This window comes from Pseudomonas sp. lyk4-R2A-8 (assembly GCF_030209095.1).
Classification (GTDB): Bacteria; Pseudomonadota; Gammaproteobacteria; order Pseudomonadales; family Pseudomonadaceae; genus Aquipseudomonas; species Aquipseudomonas quebecensis.
Genome location: NZ_JARVSS010000009.1, coordinates 174,306 through 193,844, shown reverse-complemented (window position 1 = coordinate 193,844; position 19,539 = coordinate 174,306). Strand labels below are relative to the sequence as shown.

The 19,539-nt window shown below is 62.7% G+C and carries 11 protein-coding genes; 4 read left to right on the top strand and 7 right to left on the bottom strand.

All coding sequences use genetic code 11. The features are described from left to right. Window positions 1-6,035: non-ribosomal peptide synthetase (locus tag QRN10_RS10455; RefSeq protein ID WP_285428351.1), on the top strand; the 6,035-nt coding region annotated here is incomplete at its 5' end. Between the two features lie 144 nt (window positions 6,036-6,179). Here QRN10_RS10455 and QRN10_RS10450 read toward each other — a convergent pair. Together QRN10_RS10450 and QRN10_RS10445 are read right to left on the bottom strand one after the other, a co-directional pair. After that, on the bottom strand, window positions 6,180-8,621 hold the full coding sequence (locus QRN10_RS10450) for a TonB-dependent siderophore receptor (protein WP_181077077.1): 2,442 nt from the start codon (window positions 8,619-8,621) through the stop codon (window positions 6,180-6,182). A 112-nt stretch (window positions 8,622-8,733) separates the two neighbouring features. Then, window positions 8,734-10,386 carry a cyclic peptide export ABC transporter gene (locus QRN10_RS10445; RefSeq protein ID WP_181077079.1) on the bottom strand — a complete coding sequence of 551 codons (1,653 nt, stop codon included), beginning with the start codon at window positions 10,384-10,386 and terminating at the stop codon, window positions 8,734-8,736. 198 nt (window positions 10,387-10,584) lie between these two features. Between QRN10_RS10445 and QRN10_RS10440 the strand changes: the two genes are divergently transcribed. Continuing rightward, window positions 10,585-11,412: a formyltransferase family protein gene (locus tag QRN10_RS10440; protein WP_253506801.1), complete on the top strand. Its 828-nt coding sequence runs from the start codon at window positions 10,585-10,587 to the stop codon at window positions 11,410-11,412. A 52-nt stretch (window positions 11,413-11,464) separates the two neighbouring features. Here QRN10_RS10440 and pvdO read toward each other — a convergent pair whose 3' ends face one another. From pvdO to pvdM, 3 genes are read right to left on the bottom strand one after another with little or no spacing between them, the layout of a single operon-like run. Continuing rightward, a complete protein-coding gene (pvdO, locus tag QRN10_RS10435; protein WP_253506804.1) occupies window positions 11,465-12,337 on the bottom strand; it encodes a dihydropyoverdine dehydrogenase in 873 nt (290 codons plus the stop codon). A 34-nt stretch (window positions 12,338-12,371) separates the two neighbouring features. Continuing rightward, window positions 12,372-13,643 carry a pyoverdine-tailoring periplasmic protein PvdN gene (gene pvdN / locus QRN10_RS10430; RefSeq protein WP_285428350.1) on the bottom strand — a complete coding sequence of 424 codons (1,272 nt, stop codon included), beginning with the start codon at window positions 13,641-13,643 and terminating at the stop codon, window positions 12,372-12,374. Window positions 13,644-13,662: 19 nt separating this feature from the next. Beyond that, window positions 13,663-15,012, bottom strand: a complete 1,350-nt coding sequence (pvdM, locus tag QRN10_RS10425) for a pyoverdine-tailoring dipeptidase-like protein PvdM (protein WP_181077086.1) — start codon at window positions 15,010-15,012, stop codon at window positions 13,663-13,665. Window positions 15,013-15,153: 141 nt separating this feature from the next. Here pvdM and pvdP point away from each other — a divergent pair, with 141 nt between their 5' ends. Continuing rightward, the gene (gene pvdP / locus QRN10_RS10420; protein ID WP_266248937.1) at window positions 15,154-16,785 is read left to right on the top strand and encodes a pyoverdine maturation tyrosinase PvdP; all 1,632 of its coding nucleotides are present in this window, start codon (window positions 15,154-15,156) and stop codon (window positions 16,783-16,785) included. Between the two features lie 24 nt (window positions 16,786-16,809). Here pvdP and QRN10_RS10415 read toward each other — a convergent pair whose 3' ends face one another. Together QRN10_RS10415 and QRN10_RS10410 are read right to left on the bottom strand one after the other, a co-directional pair. Continuing rightward, window positions 16,810-17,481: a response regulator transcription factor gene (locus QRN10_RS10415; protein ID WP_253506811.1), complete on the bottom strand. Its 672-nt coding sequence runs from the start codon at window positions 17,479-17,481 to the stop codon at window positions 16,810-16,812. 168 nt (window positions 17,482-17,649) lie between these two features. After that, complete coding sequence (locus tag QRN10_RS10410; protein ID WP_266248938.1) at window positions 17,650-18,894, bottom strand: methionine gamma-lyase; 1,245 nt, start codon at window positions 18,892-18,894, stop codon at window positions 17,650-17,652. 123 nt (window positions 18,895-19,017) lie between these two features. Between QRN10_RS10410 and QRN10_RS10405 the strand changes: the two genes are divergently transcribed. Beyond that, complete coding sequence (locus QRN10_RS10405; protein ID WP_181077093.1) at window positions 19,018-19,488, top strand: Lrp/AsnC family transcriptional regulator; 471 nt, start codon at window positions 19,018-19,020, stop codon at window positions 19,486-19,488. The last annotated feature ends 51 nt before the right edge of the window (window positions 19,489-19,539 follow it).

Below are 19,539 nucleotides of genomic sequence, written 5' to 3'. Positions count from 1 at the left end.
AGCCCGGCAGCCGCGTATACCGCAGCGGCGACCTGACCCGTGGCCGCCCGGATGGGGTGGTGGATTATCTGGGCCGCGTTGATCATCAAGTGAAAATCCGAGGCTTCCGTATCGAACTGGGCGAGATCGAAGCGCGCCTGCGCGAACAGGACAGTGTCGGCGAAACCGTGGTGGTGGCCCAGGAAGGACCGCACGGCAAGCAGCTGGTCGCCTATGTGGTGCCGCTGGATGCGCATTTGCTGAGCGACGCCGTGGCCCAAGCCACCTGCCGCGAGAACCTGCGCCGGGCCCTGAAAGCGCGCCTGCCGGACTACATGGTGCCCACGCACCTGATGTTCCTGGAGCACATGCCGCTGACCCCCAACGGCAAGCTCGACCGCAAGGGCCTGCCGGAGCCGGACGTGAGCCAGATGCAGCAGGTGTATGTGGCGCCGCAGAGTGAGTTGGAGCAGCAGATTGCAGCGATCTGGGCGGACGTGCTGCGCCTGCCCCAGGTTGGGTTGCACGATAACTTCTTCGAACTGGGTGGGGATTCGATCATTTCGATCCAGGTGGTCAGTCGCGCGCGCCAGGCCGGCGTGCGGTTTACGCCTAAAGACCTGTTTCAGCACCAGACCGTGCAAAGCCTGGCTTCGGTAGCCCGGCAAGGCGAAGGCGTGACCCTGCTGGACCAGTCGCCACTGAGCGGCGAGTTGTTGCTGTTACCGGTGCAACAGGCGTTTTTTGCCGATGATATTCCTGAGCGCCAGCACTGGAACCAGTCGGTGGTGCTGCACGCGCATCAGCCGTTACAGGCTCCGCTGCTGGTGGCTGCGCTGCAGGCGTTGATCGTGCACCACGATGCATTGCGCTGCAGCTTTACCCAGGGACCGGTCGGCTGGACCGCTGCCTATCGCGAACCGCAGCAGCACCAGGCTGAACAGGTGCTGTGGCAGACCGCGTTGGACAGCGCCGATGAGCTGGATGCATTGGGCGAAGAAGCCCAGCGCAGCCTGGACCTGAGCAACGGCCCGCTGCTGCGTGCGGTGCTGGTTGATCTGGCCGATGGCACCCAGCGTTTATTGCTGGTGATCCACCATCTGGTGGTCGATGGCGTGTCCTGGCGCATCCTGCTGGAGGATTTGCAGACGGCGTATCGCCAGATCGCCGAAGGGCGCACGCCGGTACTGCCGGCCAAGACCAGCGCTACAAGGGCTTGGGCCGAACGCCTGCAAACTTACGCAGCCAGCGCCGCACTGGCGCAACAGCTGGCCTGGTGGCAGGCACAGTTGGACGGCAGCCCGGTCGGCTTACCGGGTGCCGACCCGCAGGCCAGCTTGAGCAATCGTCATGCACTGAGCGTGACCACGCACCTGGATCAGGCATTCACCCGCCGCTTGCTGCAGGACGCGCCCAGTGCTTACCGCACCCAGATCAACGACCTGCTGCTGACCGCCCTGGCGCGCGTCATCGTGCGGTGGAGTGGTGAGTCGTCAATGTTATTACGCCTGGAAGGGCATGGCCGCGAAGACTTGTTCGACGACATCGACCTGACCCGCACCGTCGGTTGGTTCACCAGTCTCTATCCGCTGCAACTGGTGCCGACTGATTCGTTGGCGGATTCGCTCAAGCACATCAAGGAGCAACTGCGCGCGGTGCCCGACAAAGGCTTGGGCTTCGGTGCGCTGCGTTATCTGGGCACGCCCCAGGCTCGCCAAACACTGAGCGAACTGCCGCAACCACGCATCACCTTCAATTACCTGGGGCAGTTCGACGGCAATTTTGATGCGGGCCAAGAGACCGGTTTATTCGCGCCGTGCGCAGACGCCAGCGGTGCGGAGCAAAGCGCCGACGCGCCGCTGGGCAACTGGCTGGAAATCAATGGCCAGGTGTACGGCGGTGAACTGAAGCTGAATTGGAATTTCAGTCGGCAAATGTTTGCTGAGGCGACCGTGCAACGCTTGGCGGATGACTACACCGAGGAACTCAAGGCGGTAATAGCGCACTGCTGCGAACCGGCCAACCGCGGCGTAACACCGTCGGATTTCCCGTTGGCACAGTTGTCCCAGGCGCAGTTGGACGCGTTGCCGCTGGCTGCGTCCGAAGTCGAAGACCTTTACCCACTGTCGCCGATGCAACAGGGCATGCTGTTCCAATCGCTTTACACACAAGGCGGCGGTGACTACATCAACCAGATGCGGATCGATGTTCAAGGGCTGGACGTAGCGCGCTTCCGCCAGGCCTGGCAGGCGGCGGTGGACAACCACGAGATCCTGCGCAGCGGTTTCCTCTGGCAGACCGAGCTGGAGCAGCCGTTGCAAGTGGTCTACAAGCAGGTACGCCTGCCGTTCGCCGAGCTGGATTGGCAAGGCCGCAGCGACTGTGGCAATGCCCTCGATCATCTCGCCGAATCGGCCAGAGCGCGGGGTTTCGTGTTGGAGCAGGCGCCGCTGTTGAACCTGACGGTGGTGCGAACCGGCACGTCTGACTACCACCTGATCTACACCAATCATCACATCCTGATGGACGGCTGGAGCGGTTCGCAGCTGTTCGGTGAGGTGTTGCAGCATTATGCGGGTGAGCCGCTGCGTGCACCGCTGGGACGTTATCGCGATTACATTGCCTGGCTGCAGGCGCAGGACAGGTCGGTCAGCGAGGCCTTCTGGAAGGCGCAACTGCAAGACCTGCAAGAGCCCACACGCCTGGCCCGCGCGGTCCTGGCCAGCGACCCGGCCTTGACGGTGAACGGTGAGCATCGGTTGCAGCTCGATGCCGCGCGCACCGCGCATCTCAAGGCGTTCGCCCAAAGCAACAAGGTGACCCTCAATACCTTGGTGCAAGCGGCCTGGCTGTTGCTGTTGCGGCATCACACCGGGCAGGCCACCGTGGCGTTCGGCGCCACGGTGGCCGGCCGCCCGGCGGAGCTGCGAGGGATCGAGCAACAGGTCGGGTTGTTCATCAACACGCTACCGGTGGTGGCGACGCCCGATGCACGCATGACGGTGAGCCAATGGTTGCACCACATCCAGGCCCAGAATGTGCGCTTGCGCGAGCAGGAACACACCCCCCTGTTCGAGATCCAGCGTTGGGCCGGGCTGGGCGGCGAGGCGCTGTTTGACAGCATCCTGGTGTTTGAAAACTACCCGGTGTCCGAAGCGCTGGAACAGGGTGCGCCGTCGGGGTTGCGCTTTGGTGCGGTGCACAGCCTGGAGCAGACCCATTACCCGTTGACCGTGCTGCTGGGCATCGGTGACACCTTGGGGCTTGAGTTCAATTACAGTCGGCACTCTTTTCATGCGGCGCAGATCCAGCGTCTGGCCGAGCACTTTGAGCAATTACTGCAAGCACTGGCGCAAGACGCGTCCCGGTGTCTGGGCGCGCTGCCGTCGCTGGCCCAGGATGAACGCCAGCGCGTGGTGCAGGCCTGGAACGCCACGCACGAGACATATCCGTTGCACCACAGTGTGCATCGGCTTATCGAAGCACAAGTTGAACGTACACCCGATGCCCAGGCCCTGGTGTTCGCCGAGCAGTCTCTGACTTATACCCAGCTCAACCAGCGGGCAAACCGCCTGGCCCATCGTTTGATAGCTGCCGGGGTAGGGCCGGACGTCCTGGTCGGGCTGGCGGTGGAACGTTCCGTCGAGATGGTCGTTGGCCTGCTGGCGGTGCTCAAGGCCGGCGGCGCTTACGTGCCGCTGGACCCGGAATATCCGCGCGAGCGGCTGGCGTACATGCTGCAGGACAGTGGCGTCAAGCTATTGCTGACCCAGGCGCACCTGCTTGAGGACCTGCCGATTCCCCACGGCGTGCAGTACTGGGTGCTGGAGCCAGGCGATGCCTGGTTGCAAGACAGCCAGGCGCACAACCCGCAGGTCGTGGTCGACGGCGAAAACCTGGCCTATGTGATCTACACCTCGGGCTCCACCGGCCAGCCCAAGGGCGCCGGCAATCGGCATTCGGCGCTCACCAACCGGCTGTGCTGGATGCAGCAGGCCTATGGCCTGAACGCCGGCGACAGTGTGTTGCAGAAAACTCCGTTCAGCTTCGACGTGTCGGTATGGGAGTTCTTCTGGCCTTTGCTCACCGGTGCGCGTCTGGTCGTGGCGGCGCCTGGGGATCATCGCGATCCGGCCAGGCTGGTCAACCTGATCAATGCCCGGGGCATCACCACGCTGCACTTCGTGCCGTCCATGCTGCAAGCATTTCTGCAGGACCCCACGGCGGTGACGTGCCACAGCCTGCAACGCATCGTGTGCAGCGGTGAGGCATTGCCGGCAGACACACAACAGCAGGTGTTCGCCAAGCTGCCCCAGGCCGGGTTGTTCAACCTGTATGGACCGACCGAAGCCGCTATCGACGTGACCCACTGGACCTGTGTTGATGACGGCGCCGATGCGGTGCCGATTGGCCGGCCGATTGCCAACCTGACGTGCTACGTGCTGGACGACAATCTGGAACCGACCCCGATAGGCGTACTGGGTGAGCTGTACCTGGGCGGTGCCGGCTTGGCGCGGGGGTATCAGCGTCGTGCCGGGTTGACGGCCGAACGTTTCGTGACCGACCCGTTCGGCAGCGGCGAACGCCTCTACCGGACCGGCGATCTGGCGCGTTATCGCGACAACGGCGTCATCGAGTACGCCGGGCGCATTGATCATCAAGTCAAGCTGCGTGGGCTGCGTATCGAATTGGGCGAAATCGAGGCACGCCTGCTGGAGCACGACAGGGTGCGCGAAGCCGCCGTGCTGGCGGTGGACGGCACGCACCTGGTGGGTTACCTGGTGCTGCATCAGCCGCCGCAAGACTGGAAAGCCTTGATCGGCGCGCATCTGGCGGCGCACTTGCCGGACTACATGGTTCCCACGCAGTGGGTGCTGCTGACACACATGCCGTTGAGCCCCAACGGCAAGTTGGATCGCAAGGCGTTGCCCAAGCCTGAGGTCCACGCGGCACAGGCGTTCGAGGCCCCCCACAGTGAGATCGAATGCCAGGTGGCGGCGATCTGGCGTGACGTGCTGGGGGTTGAGCAAGTAGGGCTTAACGACAACTTCTTCGAGCTGGGTGGCCATTCGCTGCTGGTGCTGATGCTTAAGGAGCGCCTGCGCAAGATCAGCGGCGTCGGTTTGTCGGTCAGCCAGTTGATGCTTAACCCGACCGTGCGTGGACAGGTCAATTGCCTGCACGGTGAGGCGCGGCGCTCCACGATCGTCAAACTCAACAGCCAGGCCCAAGGCACGCCGCTGTTTATGTTCCACCCCAGCTTCGGCGCGGTGCACTGCTACACCGCGATTGCCCTGGCCCTGCGTGAGCAGCGTCCGGTGTACGGCGTGATGTGCCGTGCCCTGGCCGAAGAGGGCACTGCGGTGCCCGAATGGCAAGCAATGGTCGAGGACTACACCGCGCAGCTGTTGATAGCCCAGCCCCAAGGGCCGTTCCGCCTGGCAGGCTGGTCCCTGGGCGGTAATCTGGCGATGGAAGTGGCTTATGGGCTGGAGCAGGCGGGGCGCGCGGTCGAGTTCGTCGGCTGGATCGACGCCGCGCCGCCGCAATGGCTCAAGGCCTACTGGGAGGCTGTAGTAGCCGAGGAGGAACGCCCGGTATCGACCCATGAACGCCGCGCCGCCCTGCTCGGTGTGATGTTCCCGGCGTATGCCGAGCAGATCCACGATGCCTGGCTGCGATGCCAGCGGCTTACCGACGATGAACACGCGCAATTGCACGCGTTCGTGGGCTGGGCCGAGCAGACATTGGGCGAGGCCTTTACTGCGATCAAGCAAGAGCTGTTACGCGGCAATGAGGCGCAGATTTCCTGGGAAGTGGACCGCGCCCTGAGTGAACGCATGCTGGCCGCCGACTTCAAGCCGATCAACGCGCCGCTCAGTTGCTGGTGGGCCTCGTTAAGCCGGGCCGGTCGTTGCAAGGACTTGATCGAGCAACATATGGCGAGCATCCACGGCCAGGGGCGCGTCGAGCGTTCAGTGATGATCGAGACCGATCATGACGGGATCGTCGACAGCGCTGAGTTCATCGCCAGCCTGGTGGCCGCCATGACGTAACGTTGCGACTGAGCCAAACACCCGGGTCCTTGGATCCGGGTTTTTTTCGTCTGGTTTGGACGAGCGCAAGGCATGAAAAAGCCCGATGAAAGCAAGGCGCTCATCGGGCTTGGTTTGACCACTGGGGGCGATCAAGGCATTACATCAGAAGTCCCAACGGGTGCTGAACATCACGTTGCGTGGCTCGCCGTAGGCGGCCGAATTATAGAAACCCACGTTGGTGTAGTAGGACTTGTCGAAAATGTTGTTGACGTTGACGGTCGCCGACAGGCTCTTGGTTACCTGGTAACGGGTCATCAGGTCCACCAGCCAGTAGGCTTTCTGGGTGATGTCCTGGTTTCGGTCCAGCGGCGAGTTGTAGATCTCGTACCAGCCCTTGCTCTGCCAGCGCAGGCCACCGCCGATGGTGAATTTGTCCAGGTCGCCCTTGAGCTTGTAGGTGGTGTTCAGGTTGACCTGATGTTCCGGCTCGAATGTGGAGATTTTCTTGTCGTCTTCATCGCGCACGATCTTGTGGGTGTAGCCCCCCTGGACCTGCCAGCCAGGGGCCAGCTCACCGGAGATCTCCGCCTCATAACCCTTGGTGACGGCCTTGGAGCTTTTGAATGCGTAATTCTGCGGTGACGGCGTCTGGTTGTTATAGGCGTCGTCCGGGATGGCGCGGTTGTCTTCATGCACCTCGAAGTAGGCGATGCTGGTGTTCAAGCGGCCGTCGAAGAAATCGCCCTTGAGGCCCAACTCGTAGTTTTGCCCTTCGTCAGGTTCCAGCAGCCTCTGGTTGCGATCCTTGTAGGTGCTTTCCTGTGGCTGGAAGATATCGGTATAGCTGGTGTACACCGAGAAATTGTCATTGAGGTCGTAGATAACCCCGGCGTAAGGCACGAAACGGCCGCTTTCCTTGTAGGAAGGGTTGTTGCCGGTCACATGGTAGTTGGCCACGCGCCCACCGAGGATCACGTTCAGGTCGTCCATCACGTTGAAGCGGGCGGTCATATAGGTGCCGGACTGGCGGATAGTGTCATCGATGTACTGTTGCACCGGGCCGTAGATCGGCTTGGCGATATGGCCATTCCAGTTATAGAAATCGACTTTGTTGCCTTGTGGCCACTCCGGCGACCAGTACCCTTTGCCTTGCCAGCGCGAGGTGCCGATCGAGCCGCCCACGACCAGTTCATGTTCGCGGCCAAACAGGCTGAAGGGGCCGGTGGCGTAGAGGTCGGCGGAGGTGCTCTTGGTCTCGCCGGTGTATTTCTGTCCATTGATCTCGGCGGTGCCGTCGGCTGCCGGCTGCACGAACTGAATGGAGGCGAGGTCGGCATGGTAACTGTTGATCTTGTGGTCCAGCTGGAATTTGGTTACCCAGCCGTCTCCCAGATCATGTTCGAGCATGGCGAAAGCTGTACGGGTGTTCTGTTCCCACGAACTCCAGGTGGTGCCGTTGTTGTAGGAACGGGGCATCTTGTTGATGCTGCCGTTGGAGTTGACCAACGGGAACGAACCGGACCAGCTGGAGCCTTTGGGCGTATTGTCCTGGTAGTCGAAACCGACGGTCAGCATGGTGTCGGGAGACAGGTCGAATTCAGTGATGCCGTAGTAGGTCTCGGTCTTGCGCGAGTAGTGGTCCATGAACGAGTTCTTGTCCTGGTACGCCGCGACCGCCCGGCCCCGCACGTTGCCGCTGTCGGTCAGCGGGCCGCTCACGTCCACTTCGCTGCGGTAGTTGTCCCAGGAACCGGCGCCCAGTTGCAGGTGCCCCTTGAACTCCGAGGTCGGTTTCTTGCGGATCAGGTTGATGGTCGCGCCGAGGGAGCCGGCGCCGTTGAGCAGCCCGGTAGCGCCCTTGAGAACCTCGACACGGTCGTAGATCGCCATGTCGCTCAGGGTATTGCCCGCCGAATAACCGACGTTGCGCACCGTGGAGGGAATACCGTCGTACTGGAAGCTGTTGACCGAAAAACCGCGGGAATAGTAGTTGGTTCGGTCCGAGTCATAGGCCGACACGGTGATGCCGGGTGTGTGCCGCATCACGTCATCGACGTTATTGAGACCGAAGTCCTCAATGTGCTGACGGGTGATCACCGTGATCGACTGCGGCGTTTCCCGCGGCGTCAGGGTCAGCCGGGTGGCGGTGGCGATGGTGCCGGGCGTGTAGGAGCCGGACTCTTCGGTGATGTTACCCAGCACGTTACCGGTCACCTGGGTCGGGCTCAGCTCCAGCCCGGTGGTGGCGCCGGCGGCGGTCACGGTCAGGGAGTTGCCGTTGAGGCTGTGGGTGGTCGAGGTGCCGGCGAGCAGGGTATTGATCGCTTGTTGCGGGTCCAGCTTGCCCTTGACTGGCGTACTGGTCTTGCCTTGCACATCGCCCGGGCTATAGAGCACCTGCACGTTGGCCTGGCGACCGAAGGTCTGCAGCGCGCTCCCCAGCGACTGCGCGGGAATATCCAACTCGATCTCTTGTGCCTGCACATAGCCGGCGACCGGCAGCGACACTGCCAGGGCCAGGGCGCTCGGCAGGAGGTTGATGTTCAGGGCCCGACGCATGGAGAGCGCTTTGCTCAGTGGGCTGAGACCGAGTCGTGCTGGCATGGATGTCTTCTCTTCTGGAATGTTAAGTGGGCAAATTATAAGTATTTATTGAGGCTGGTTCTCATTACCACTAGTGAGACGTTCCTACCCGCGGAAACCGGAAAAACAAAATTCACGCCGGCGCCATCTCGTGCACCACCTGGCCGGCGCGCAGGCGCACCAATTGGTCGGCGATGTCGAAATAGCGGTCGTCGTGGCTGATCACGATGATCGTCTTGCCCAAGCGTTTGAGGTCCGGCAGCAGTTCGGTATAGAAGATGCGGCGGAAGGCCGGGTCCTGGTCGGCGGCCCATTCGTCGAACACCAGCACCGGGCGTTCTTCCAGCCAGGCGTTGACCAGCGCCAGCCGCTTGCGTTGCCCGGTGGAAAGGTCGGTGGTGCTGAATACGCCGTCCTTGACGCTGACCTTGTGCGCGATTTCCAGGCGTTCCAGGTACTTGGCGGCGCTGTCCAGCGATTGCGCGGCGCTGCCCTGCACCAAATCATCGAACAGGTAGTAATCGGCGAAGACCGTAGTAAACAGCTGGCGGTAGTCGTCGCGCTCGGGGTCGGTCACGGTCTTGCCGTTGAGCAGGATTTCCCCTGACTGGGGCGGGTAAAGGCCCAGCAGCAGTTTGATCAGGGTGGTCTTGCCGCTGCCGTTTTCGCCGACGATGAACACGATATCGCCCTGGGCGATGCTCAGGTCGATTGGCCCCAGGTGGAACGGCTCGCTGCCTTCCACCGCCGGTGGGCTGTAGGTTACGCCGCGCAGTTCGAGGCGGTTGACCAGCGGTTGCGGCGCTTCGCTGTCATCCATCAGCAGGTGAGGTTCGGGCGAGGAGAAACGCTCTGACAATTCGCTGATTCGGCCAAAGGCAATCTTGGCCTTGCCGACCACCGGCAGATAACCCAGCAGATGTTCCAGCGGGCCTTTCATATACAGCAGCACAAGGACGAAACCGGTGATTACGGTCGGGTCAGGGTTCGGATGGTAGGCCTGCATCGTCAGCGCCAGGCCGATGACCACAAAGAACAGCATCGAGCCGAAGGTCTTGGCGAGGATGTAGATGTTCACCGAGCGCACCTGGATATCACTGATAAGGTCTGCGGTTTCCTTGATTCGGTGGGTGTTCATGCGAAACCGCCGTGGACGGTGCATGCGCAGTTCCTTGGCGCCGGAGGCAATGGCGTTGTAGTAACGCTGCAGGTCGTCTTCGTGGCTACGGGCCAGGTCGAAGCCCTGAATGCCCTTGCCGCCGGCGATGAACTGCACCGCGCTGCCAATCACCACCGCGACTACCATCATCAGGAACATCGGCACCGACAGGTAGGCCAGATAGCCCAGGCAGCCCAGGGTAACGGTAGCGGCAATGGCCAGCGGGGTGAAGGCGAAGGAAAAATCGCTGATGGTGTCGACATCGTGGGTCAGCACCGGGATCAGCCGATGGGAGCGGTAGCGCTCGATCTGACCGATTGGCGCCGACAGCACTTTCTCGCCCAGGTCCTTGCGCAGTGCGGCGATGATGCGTTGGCCGACGTAATTGGTGCCGATGTCGGAAATGATCGAACTGACCAGCGCCAGCACGCACAGCGCCGCAAACGTCAGGATCACCCCTTGGGTCATGCCTTGGGGCGAGTGCAGGGCGTTATTGATCGTTGCCAGCAGCAACGTGATAGCCAGGCCGCCGGCCATGCCCAGGGCCACGGAGATCGTGACGAGGGTGCGAAAGGGCCTGAGCAATGCGAGCAGACCGTTGAAGGCGCCGCGCTTGGGGTCGGTCATAAGTACTTCCCGGAAAGTGAAAAGAGGGCTGGGCACACAGACCCTTACCCATGACAAACGAAGCACCGGCGCGACGATTTAGCTCGTCGCGCCCGGCGGTGACGACGGCGGATAAATTGCCCGGAAGCTGGTTCGTTCTTGTTCTGTAGGCGCACGCGTAGCCGCGCCGTGCGTGAACCCTTCAGCGAGAGCGAAACAATGACGAAGAAGAACCTGGTGTATGTGTGGTCCCTGAGAAATGCCGCCGCCGACAAGGCCGGGCAGCCGGTGGCCTACAAGGACCACGAGCGCTATATGAAATCGGTGCTGGAGTTTCTGGTGGGTTCGCTCAACGACACGCCGCTGGGCGAGGCCTACAACCTGGTGGGCGTGGTGTATGACGATGACGAGCACAACCCGCGCGACCAGCAATTGATGGCCGACTATGGCTTTGCCTGCCAACCCGGTCGCCAGTGGCTGTACCCGACCGACCTGCGGGTGCAGGGCAATCGGGTCAACGACCTGCTGCTGAGCGTGCCGTCCACCTATCGCCGCCTGCCAAGGGGCAGTGCCGAGCACATCGCCGGTAAGCAGGACTTCGAACGTCGCCTGCATGACACCCTGGTGGAATTGAAGGCGGATATCGTGGTGCTTGACGGCCTGTTGGTGATTCTCGATGAACTGGTGCGGCCGGGCGCGCCGTTTGCGCGGCGGATCATGAACATTCACCCCGGTATTACCCGTATCGAATCGCCCTATGAGCGCCGGGGTGCCTACGCCACCTGGAATGCCTTGTACGGTGCCCGTGGACAAGCCGTGGTGGATTGGGCAACCCGGGAGACGCAGCCGTGTGAACCGTTGTATCTGACCGGTGCGTCGTTCCACTACGTGGACAACGGCATCGACTCCGGCGAAGTGTTCCACGACGTACTCAAGACCGAGATCTCACCGGACGACACCATCCTTGAGCTGCGCTGGAACAACTTCAACAACAGCCTGTTCCCGGCCTTGCATGAAGGGCTGGAGCGCCTGGCCAAGCAAAGCTAGACCATGATGTTTATTGGTAGTGAGCAGGCTTGCCCTGCTCACCACAACACAATCAGAGGTCGCGCACGACCCTGAAGCCAATCCAGTCCCCGCGCGTCTGCGGGTAGATGTTGTTGCGGTTGCCCGAGCGCGAGAACACCGGTGCTTCGCCCCAGTCATTGCCACGGATCTGGTAAGCCTCGCAGTTCGGCTCCATCCACGCGCTGCCGTCGGTAGGTGCGCCGACGTAATTGGAGTGTTCGCAATCGGCCACGCGCTCGTAGACGTTGCCGTGCATGTCGTACAGGCCAAACGCGTTCGGCGGGTAGCTGCCCACCGGCGAGGAGTAGCTGTAACCGTCCGCCGGACCGTAGGTGTTGGCGTGTTCGGCGATGCTGTAGCCCTTGCCCGCATCGAACGGGAAGGGGAAGGGCCCGGTGGTGCCGGCGCGGGCCGCGTACTCGCGCTGGGCCTCGCTGACCATGTGGTACTGCTGGCCGGTCTTTTTCGACAGCCAGGCCACGTAGTTTTTTATATCGTCCATGTCCATGCACACCGCCGGCTGACGTGGGCCCTGGGGGTAGCGCGGTTTACTGGCGATGCATTCGCGGCCGGGGCGGGTGTCGCCGTCGGCGATTTTGACGCCGGTCTGGCGGATATAGCTGTCCCATTCGCCGGCGGTGATCTGGAAGCGGCTCATGGCGAACGGCTTGGCAAAGGTCACTTCATGCATCGGCCCTTCGTCCGGCTCGCGGCCGACTTCATCCTCCGGCGTGCCCATGGTGAAAGTGCCGGCGGGCAGCACCACCATTTCCGGGCAATCCTTGCAGTCCTTGAACACTTTGCCGGCGGGTGGTGCGGCGGCGTGGGCCAGGCCCGGCAGGCAGGCGCCGCACGCGGCGGCCAGGGCCAGGGCGGTCAAGGGGTTGAATCGGGATGCACGCATAGGGGGCCTCGGGTTCAAAAAGTAAAAATAGGCATCACGCCCGTGCGGTGAGCAGGGTCATGAAACGTTGGATCTCTTCGCTGGAATTGAGCAGGCCGGGGGCGGTACGGATCACCGGGCCGACATCGCGGTCCACCGCATCGATGACCACGCGCTGGCGCATCATGTGTGCCGCCACGGCCTCGCAGTCCTGGCCCCGGAGCCGGAAAAACGTGAAGCCCGCCGACAGCTCCTCGCGGCGCGGCGTGACCAGTTCGATGCGCGGATGAGCCTGCAACTGCTCCTTGAGTTCGCTGTTGAGCGCATGGATGCGCGCCTGCACCGGCGCCTTGCCCAATTGCAGGTGCAGCTTGAACGCCTCGTCCGCCGCCCAGCGATGTTCGAAGGCGTGGAAGCCGCCAGGGGTCATGATGGTGGCGAAGTCTTTGTCTTCGGAAAACGTCGGCACCATGGGCGTGACGTATTTGTTCTCGGGGTCGCGGGCGCACACCAGGCCGGTGCCGCGCGGGCCGAACATCCATTTATGGGTGCCGGCGATGAGAAAGTCGCAGTGCATGTCCGGGAAGTCGAGGTTTTCCACGCCCAGACCGTGCACGCCGTCCACTACATACAGGATGCGGTCACGCTCGTCGCGGTGGCGGTTGACGTCGGCCACCAGCGTGCCGATCTCGCCGATCGGCAGCTTCACGCCGCTGCCGGACTGCACCCAGGTCATGCCCAGCACGCGGGTATGGGGGCGGATGGCTCGCTGGATATTGCCCAGGATTTCGTCGACTGAGACCTGGCTGGGGTTCTCGAACAGGCTGATCCGCCGCACCTGGGTGCCTTGCTGGCGCGCGCGAAAATCCAGCACGTTCTGGGTTGCGTAGTGCTCGTGGACCGTGGTCAGGATCTCCTGGTCGGCGCGCACCTGAAGGCCGCCGTAAATCATCGCCAGGCCTTCGGAGGTGCTGCCGGTCAGGGCGATCTGCGGCGGCGTGGCCTTGAGGTAGCGCCCGGCCCATTCGCGCACCTGGCCTTCGCGTTTCCAGGTTTCCTGCAGGTCCCAGTCCATGGCAAGGCCCGGGTTGCGGTCGATCTGGGCACGGTAGCGTTCGATGGCCTCGCGCACCGGCCTTGGGTGCGACGCCACCAGAAAATTGGAAAAGTGCAGGTAGTCCGGGTCCTGGTTGAACAGTTGCTTGAAACCCGTCCATGGGTTGTCCGCCGGGGGGCTGGCCACGGCCTGGGGCAGAAGGGCGGCACCCAGCGGCAGGCTGGCGGCAAACACCCCAGCCTGTTTGAGAAACGTACGACGGTCGGTCATGGACTTACTTCGTGGCTGATTAACGTTGGGCCATTGGCTTGGCGGCTTGTTGTACCTGGTCCCACACCCGCAGGAAGTTGCCGCCCCACAGCTTGGCGATATCCGCTTCGGAGTAGCCGCGCTGGATCAACTCGGCGGTGACGTTGCGGATCTCGCCGACGTTGTTCCAGCCATCGATGCCGCCACCGTCATTGAAGTCCGACGACAGCCCGACGTGGTCGATACCGATCTTGCGCACGGTGTAGTCGATGGCATCGCCCAGGTCCTTGAGGCTGGCCTTCGGCTCTTCATCGAGGATGGCGTACAGCGCACTGGCGTATTCGCCGAACTTCTGTTCGGGCCAGGCGGCAATGATCGCGTCGCCCGGCATCAGCGCCATGGCCAGGTTGGGCAGGGGCGGCAGGTCGAAGCGCGCGCGCAGTTGGTTGAGCTTGTCCTGGGTCGGCTGGCTGAGTGGGCGCAGGTAAGCCGAGAAACCGACGATCTGCACCACGCCGCCGCTCTGCTTGATCAGTTGCAGTTCCTTGTCGCTGAGGTTGCGCGGAATATCGACCGCCGCTCGCGGAGCCGAGTGCGAGGCCACCATCGGTGTGCGGCTCAGCTGTGCCACTTGCTCCAGGGCCTTGGTCGACATCTGCGACACATCGATGATCACCCCCAGGTCATTGAGGCGCCGCACGGCTTGCTTGCCGATGTCCGAGAGGCCGTCCAGCGCGTCCACCGAGTCATTGAAAAACGGCAGCGGGCGCGACGAATCCGACCAGGCGTTATTGCCCACGTAACTGAAACCGAACATGCGCATGCCGCGCGCTGCCCACAGGTCCAGCTGGTTCAGGTCGTTGCCCAGGGGGTAGGCGTTGAGCATGCTGATGAAAATCGCGAACTTGCCCTCGCCGTGCAGGCGCCGAAAGTCAGCCGGGGTGTAGGCGATCGCGACCTGGTTGGGGAAGTCGCGCACCATGCCGCTGATGATCTTGTAGCGCACTTCCTGTTCGTGTCGGGCGGCCTCGATAAACCCCTCGGTTGGCTTGTGCGGCGCGTTGGGACCGTTCCAGATTTCCGGCCAGCCAAATATCGTCAGCGCCGCGCCGGACAAGCGGCCGCGCGCCGCCTTGGCCAGGTCGAACTGGCCGCCGCCATCCTTGTCCGCCTCGTTGCCGGCGGTGCCGAAATCGATGGGCACGGTGATATGGCTGTCGAACGACAGCACGCGGTCCTGCAGCTCGTTGGCCTGCTTGATCACCGCCAGCGGGTAACCGGCGTTGCCCTTGAACCAATGATCCCAGGCCAGCCAGCCAGCCCCGGCACCGATGGCCAGCGCCAGGGGCAGGCCGATGTACAGCGCCTTGTTCGAACGTGGTTTTGTCATTGCCATCTCAGTCAGTTGAGGCCTTCGCTATCAGGGAGGAACGAGCCGTGGGCGGTGAAATTTAGGCCGGGGCCGCGTGCGTTAAATTTCCTTGGGCTGCGTACGTTCTAGCTCTGATAAAGGCGTTTCCTAAGGTAGACAATGACCCTCTCTCGACGTGGCTTCATCGCCGGCCTGGCGCTCACGGGCGCCGTGGTGCCGGCGGCTTACTATGCCCATCGCGAGTTGACGCGCGAAGATCCAGTGCCCATCACCCCCGGTGAAGCCACGGTGACCCTGGCCGACACCGCCGGGCAGCAGTTGGCCAATACCCTGCGCGGGGTGTGGGACCTGCGCCTGGACGGTCGCGACGCCGGGCTCAAGGGCCTGCCGCGGGAAGGCCTGCAACTGTTGCTGGACATCGCCCCGCGTGGCCGGGGCCTGCGCGGCTACCTGGACACCGCCGCCAACCTGTGCGCCGAGGGCGAGCCGCGCTACCGCGTGCTCGGCGACCTGGTGACGGGTGAGGGTGCCTTGCTCTACTGGCGCCTGATCGATCGCGACGCTGCCGACGGCGTGCCCGCCTACGAATTCAAAATGACCCTCGATGAAGTCTGGGCCGACTTCGCCAACGCCGGCAGCAGCACCCTCAGCGGGCAGATCCTCGACCTGAATCGCCCATTGGCGATGACCGAACGCGACAACCGTTTTATCGCCCACAAGCACACATTTCCCGAAGCCCGCCAGCGCATTGGCCTGAATCCGACCCTGCTGGCCTGGCTGATCGCCCCCGAACATCGCCTGTTCCACCAGTTATGGCACGCCACCCGTGACCAATGGCACAAACTCCCCGAAGACAAACGCGACGCCCTGCGCGGCATCGGCTGGCAACCCGGCCCGCGCGGTCAGGAGCGCGACGCGCGCGGTGACCACAAAGACCGCAACGGCTCGGGTATCGACTTCTTTTTTATGCACCGACACATGCTGGCCAAGGCGCGTTCCCTGCAGGACTTGCCTTCATGGCCGCAATTCCCCGCCCCGCAACCGCCTCTGGAACGCGACCGCCTGGGCTTTGTGCGTTATTTCGACAACCATGACGGTTTCGCACTGCCACCGACCTGGTCGGCTCCGGATGACGGCGACTACACCCAGTGGGTCAGCGACATCAAGGCCGCCGAGACCTACCACAGCAATTTCCAGGTGTGGGAATCCCAATACCGCGACCCGCGCTACCTGGCCAGACTGACCCTGGGGCAACTGGGTTCCGAAATGGAGTTGGGCCTGCACGACTGGCTGCACATGCGCTGGGCTTCGGTACCACGCGACCCGTCCAACGGCGCGCCGGTACCGTTCGCCCGCGACCCGGCGGACTTCGCGCCACGCTGGTACGCCGCGGAAAATGACTTCCTCGGCGACCCGTTTTCTTCCCACGTCAATCCCGTGTTCTGGCACTTCCACGGCTGGATCGACGACCGCATCGAAGACTGGTACCGCGCCCACGAGCGCTTCCACCCCGGCGAAGTCAGCCGATTGGACGTCAACGGCATCGCCTGGTTCGCCCAGGGGCGCTGGGTCGAGGTCGGCGACCCCTGGCTCGGCCCGGACACCCATGGTTGCAGCACCACGCCGGGGCTGCAGATGGGCAAATCGATGGAGATGGACCCGGAAACCATGAAACTGGCGCTGCGCATCACGTTCGGCGCGGATGAAGAGGTGTTGAAAGGCTTGTTCAAACGGGTGCCGAGGCGCCCCTGGTATGCGCGGCATTTGAAGGTCCGCACGCGCGAAGTGTGACCGGCTGCAACGGCTCGCTGCCCATTAAGAACTGGCTGTCCCCTGTGTCGAGTACATCCACCGCAACAGTGAATGCCGCCCGCTGATGCCCAGTTTGGTCGATGCGCGTTTGAGGTAGCTTTCGATGGTGTTGACCTTCAACGCCAGTTGTTCGGCCAGTTCCGGTGCGGTGCGCCCGGCCAACAGGCCTACGCATACTTCCAGCTCGCGCCGGGACAAGGTCAGGCCCGATTCCACCAGGCGTTCTTCGATGCACCGGCGCAGGGTTTCGATGCCTTGATGCGCCGGTACCCTCGGCTCGTTATCGGGGCGGCAGGGGTGGAGCGCGGTGATGTGCTTTTCCACCATCGGCAGTAGCAGGCTGGAAAAGTCCTGCAGCATGCTCAGTTCCTGTGCCGAGAAAGTGTCCCGCGGATGCGCGCGATACATTGACAGCACGTAGCGCACATCATCCTTGCGCCGGGTAAGGTGCAGTTGGGCGGCGGGTTGTTCCGGTCCCAGGGCGCTGATCGAGTCGGTGTATACCGGGCTGATCCTGCGACGCGTGTGGCCTTGGGCGCTCAAGCGCAATTGAGTGATGTGCGTGGCGTCCACGGCCAATTGGGTCAGGATCAGGTCATGCAACATGCGTGGGAAATGGCGACTGCCGGTGCTGGCAATGACTTTGCCTATCTGTGGGAACAGCTGTGAGTTCATCATTTCGTCCATGAAGAATGCAGATAATGGCCTGTAGCGACGGGATGCAGCATGCATAGCCGTTCCTGTCGCGGCCTATGCTAGTACAGCCCGGCGGCGCGATGGGGATCCAATCCGCAAAAAGCCGACCGGGCCGGTGCCGCGACAGGGTTGCGGGCGCCCCCGGCGTTATCTCATTGCAGGCATTGCCATCGCTTTGGAACGCGATGCCAGGCGGGTGCATTTGGCCAGCGCCTGCTGCACATCCGCCAGCAGGTCGGCGACGTCCTCAAGGCCGACCGACAACCGCACCAGCCCTTCGCTGATACCGTGCTGCGCGCGTTCCTGCGGCGTGTAGGTGGAATGGGTCATGCTCGCCGGGTGCTGGGCCAGCGACTCGGTATCGCCCAGGCTGACCGCGCGGGTGAACAGTTGCAGTGCGTTCATGAAGCGGCGGCCACTGTCGATGCCGCCCTTGAGTTCGAAGGCGATCATGCCGCCGGCCTGGCTCATCTGCCGTGCGGCCAATGCGTGTTGTGGGAAAGAGGCCAGCCCTGGGTAAGCCACCTGCGCCACGGCCGGGTGCGCCTGCAGGGCTTCGGCCACCGCCTGGGCGTTACTGCAATGGCGGTCCATGCGCAGGGCCAGGGTCTTGAGGCCGCGCATCAGCAACGCCGCGTCCTGGGGCGACATCACGGCGCCGGTCAGGTCCTTGAGGCCTTGCAGGCGAATGCGCCGGGCCAGGGCCTGGTTGCTCACGGCGATGCCGGCGGTGATATCGCCGTGGCCGCTGAGGTACTTGGTGGCCGAATGCACCACCACATCGGCACCGAGCTCGAGGGGGCGTTGCAGGTAAGGGGTGCAGTAGGTGTTGTCGACCACCACGGTCACATTCGGTTGCTGGTGGGCGAGGGCGGCCACGGCGGCAATGTCCACCAGTTGCAGGGTGGGGTTGGCCGGGGTTTCGCAATAGATCATGCGCGTGGCGGGGCTGATCGCGGCCTGCAGCGCGGCCAGATCGGTGAGGTCGACATGGCGCACCTTGACGCCGAACTCGCCGATGCCGTGGTGCAACAGAGCGAAGGTGCAGCCGTAGAGGGTGTGGCTGACGATCACCTCATCGCCGGGCCGCAACAGGGTCCAGAACGTCGCGGCAATCGCGCCCATGCCCGAGCTGAACGCCACTGCTGCTTCACCGTTTTCCAGGCTGGCCATGCGTGATTCGAGTAACGCCAGGGTGGGGTTGGAAATGCGCGTATAGAAATGCCCGTCGGCGTCGCCGGCAAAACAGGCCGCGCCGTATTCGGCGGTGGGAAAGGCAAAGGTCGCCGACAGATAGATCGGTGGCACCAGTGCCCCATGGTGGTCCTTGGGGTCATAACCGTGATGGATGGCACGGGTGGAAAAGCCGAATGTCTTGTGTTTATTGTGCATGTCGGGCGCTCCTTGTTTCCTACAATGCTATGCTCAAAATCACGGCCGAACTTTGCAAAGTTTGCTGCCAAATCCCGTCTATGGGGATGAAATGCCGATAAAAATAACGTTCAGAGGCAAGTTATGCCCATTCCACTCGATCGTGCCGATAAAGCCCTGTTAAACGCTTTGCAAAGCAACGCCCGGCTCACCGTGGCCGAACTGGCCGAGCGCGTGTCCCTGACCACTTCGCCGTGCTGGCGCCGGGTGCGAAACCTGGAGGAGAGCGGGGTGATCAGTGGTTATCAGGCGATCCTGTCGCCCAAGGCGCTGGGGTATGGAGTCACGGCGTTCGTCAGCATCATGATGGAAAGTCACACCCAGGAAATTGCCCGCGCTTTCGAACAGCGGTTGCTCGAAATTCCCGAGATCGTGGCGTGCCATAACGTGTCGGGGCGCTATGACTTTTTGCTGGAAGTGGTGGCCAGGGACTTGGAGTCGTTTGGCGAATTTGCCCGCGAGGTGCTGCAGACGTTGCCGTGTGTCAAAGAGATCTACTCGAGTTTTTCCTACAAGTCTGTGCGACCACTACGGGTAATTCCCTTACCGGACTGATCGACTTTTCGTCAGGTGAATGCGCCCGACTGACGGCTATTGTCAGAAATT

Coding starts and splice junctions, on each gene's coding strand:
- pvdO (WP_253506804.1), bottom strand. CDS start 12,337: ATGCGTGCATCCCGATTCAACCCCTTGACCGCCCTGGCCCTGGCCGCC.
- QRN10_RS10450 (WP_181077077.1), bottom strand. CDS start 8,621: ATGCCAGCACGACTCGGTCTCAGCCCACTGAGCAAAGCGCTCTCCATG.
- QRN10_RS10445 (WP_181077079.1), bottom strand. CDS start 10,386: ATGACCGACCCCAAGCGCGGCGCCTTCAACGGTCTGCTCGCATTGCTC.
- QRN10_RS10410 (WP_266248938.1), bottom strand. CDS start 18,894: ATGCACAATAAACACAAGACATTCGGCTTTTCCACCCGTGCCATCCAT.
- pvdP (WP_266248937.1), top strand. CDS start 15,154: ATGACCCTCTCTCGACGTGGCTTCATCGCCGGCCTGGCGCTCACGGGC.
- QRN10_RS10405 (WP_181077093.1), top strand. CDS start 19,018: ATGCCCATTCCACTCGATCGTGCCGATAAAGCCCTGTTAAACGCTTTG.
- pvdM (WP_181077086.1), bottom strand. CDS start 15,012: ATGACAAAACCACGTTCGAACAAGGCGCTGTACATCGGCCTGCCCCTG.
- pvdN (WP_285428350.1), bottom strand. CDS start 13,643: ATGACCGACCGTCGTACGTTTCTCAAACAGGCTGGGGTGTTTGCCGCC.
- QRN10_RS10415 (WP_253506811.1), bottom strand. CDS start 17,481: ATGAACTCACAGCTGTTCCCACAGATAGGCAAAGTCATTGCCAGCACC.
- QRN10_RS10440 (WP_253506801.1), top strand. CDS start 10,585: ATGACGAAGAAGAACCTGGTGTATGTGTGGTCCCTGAGAAATGCCGCC.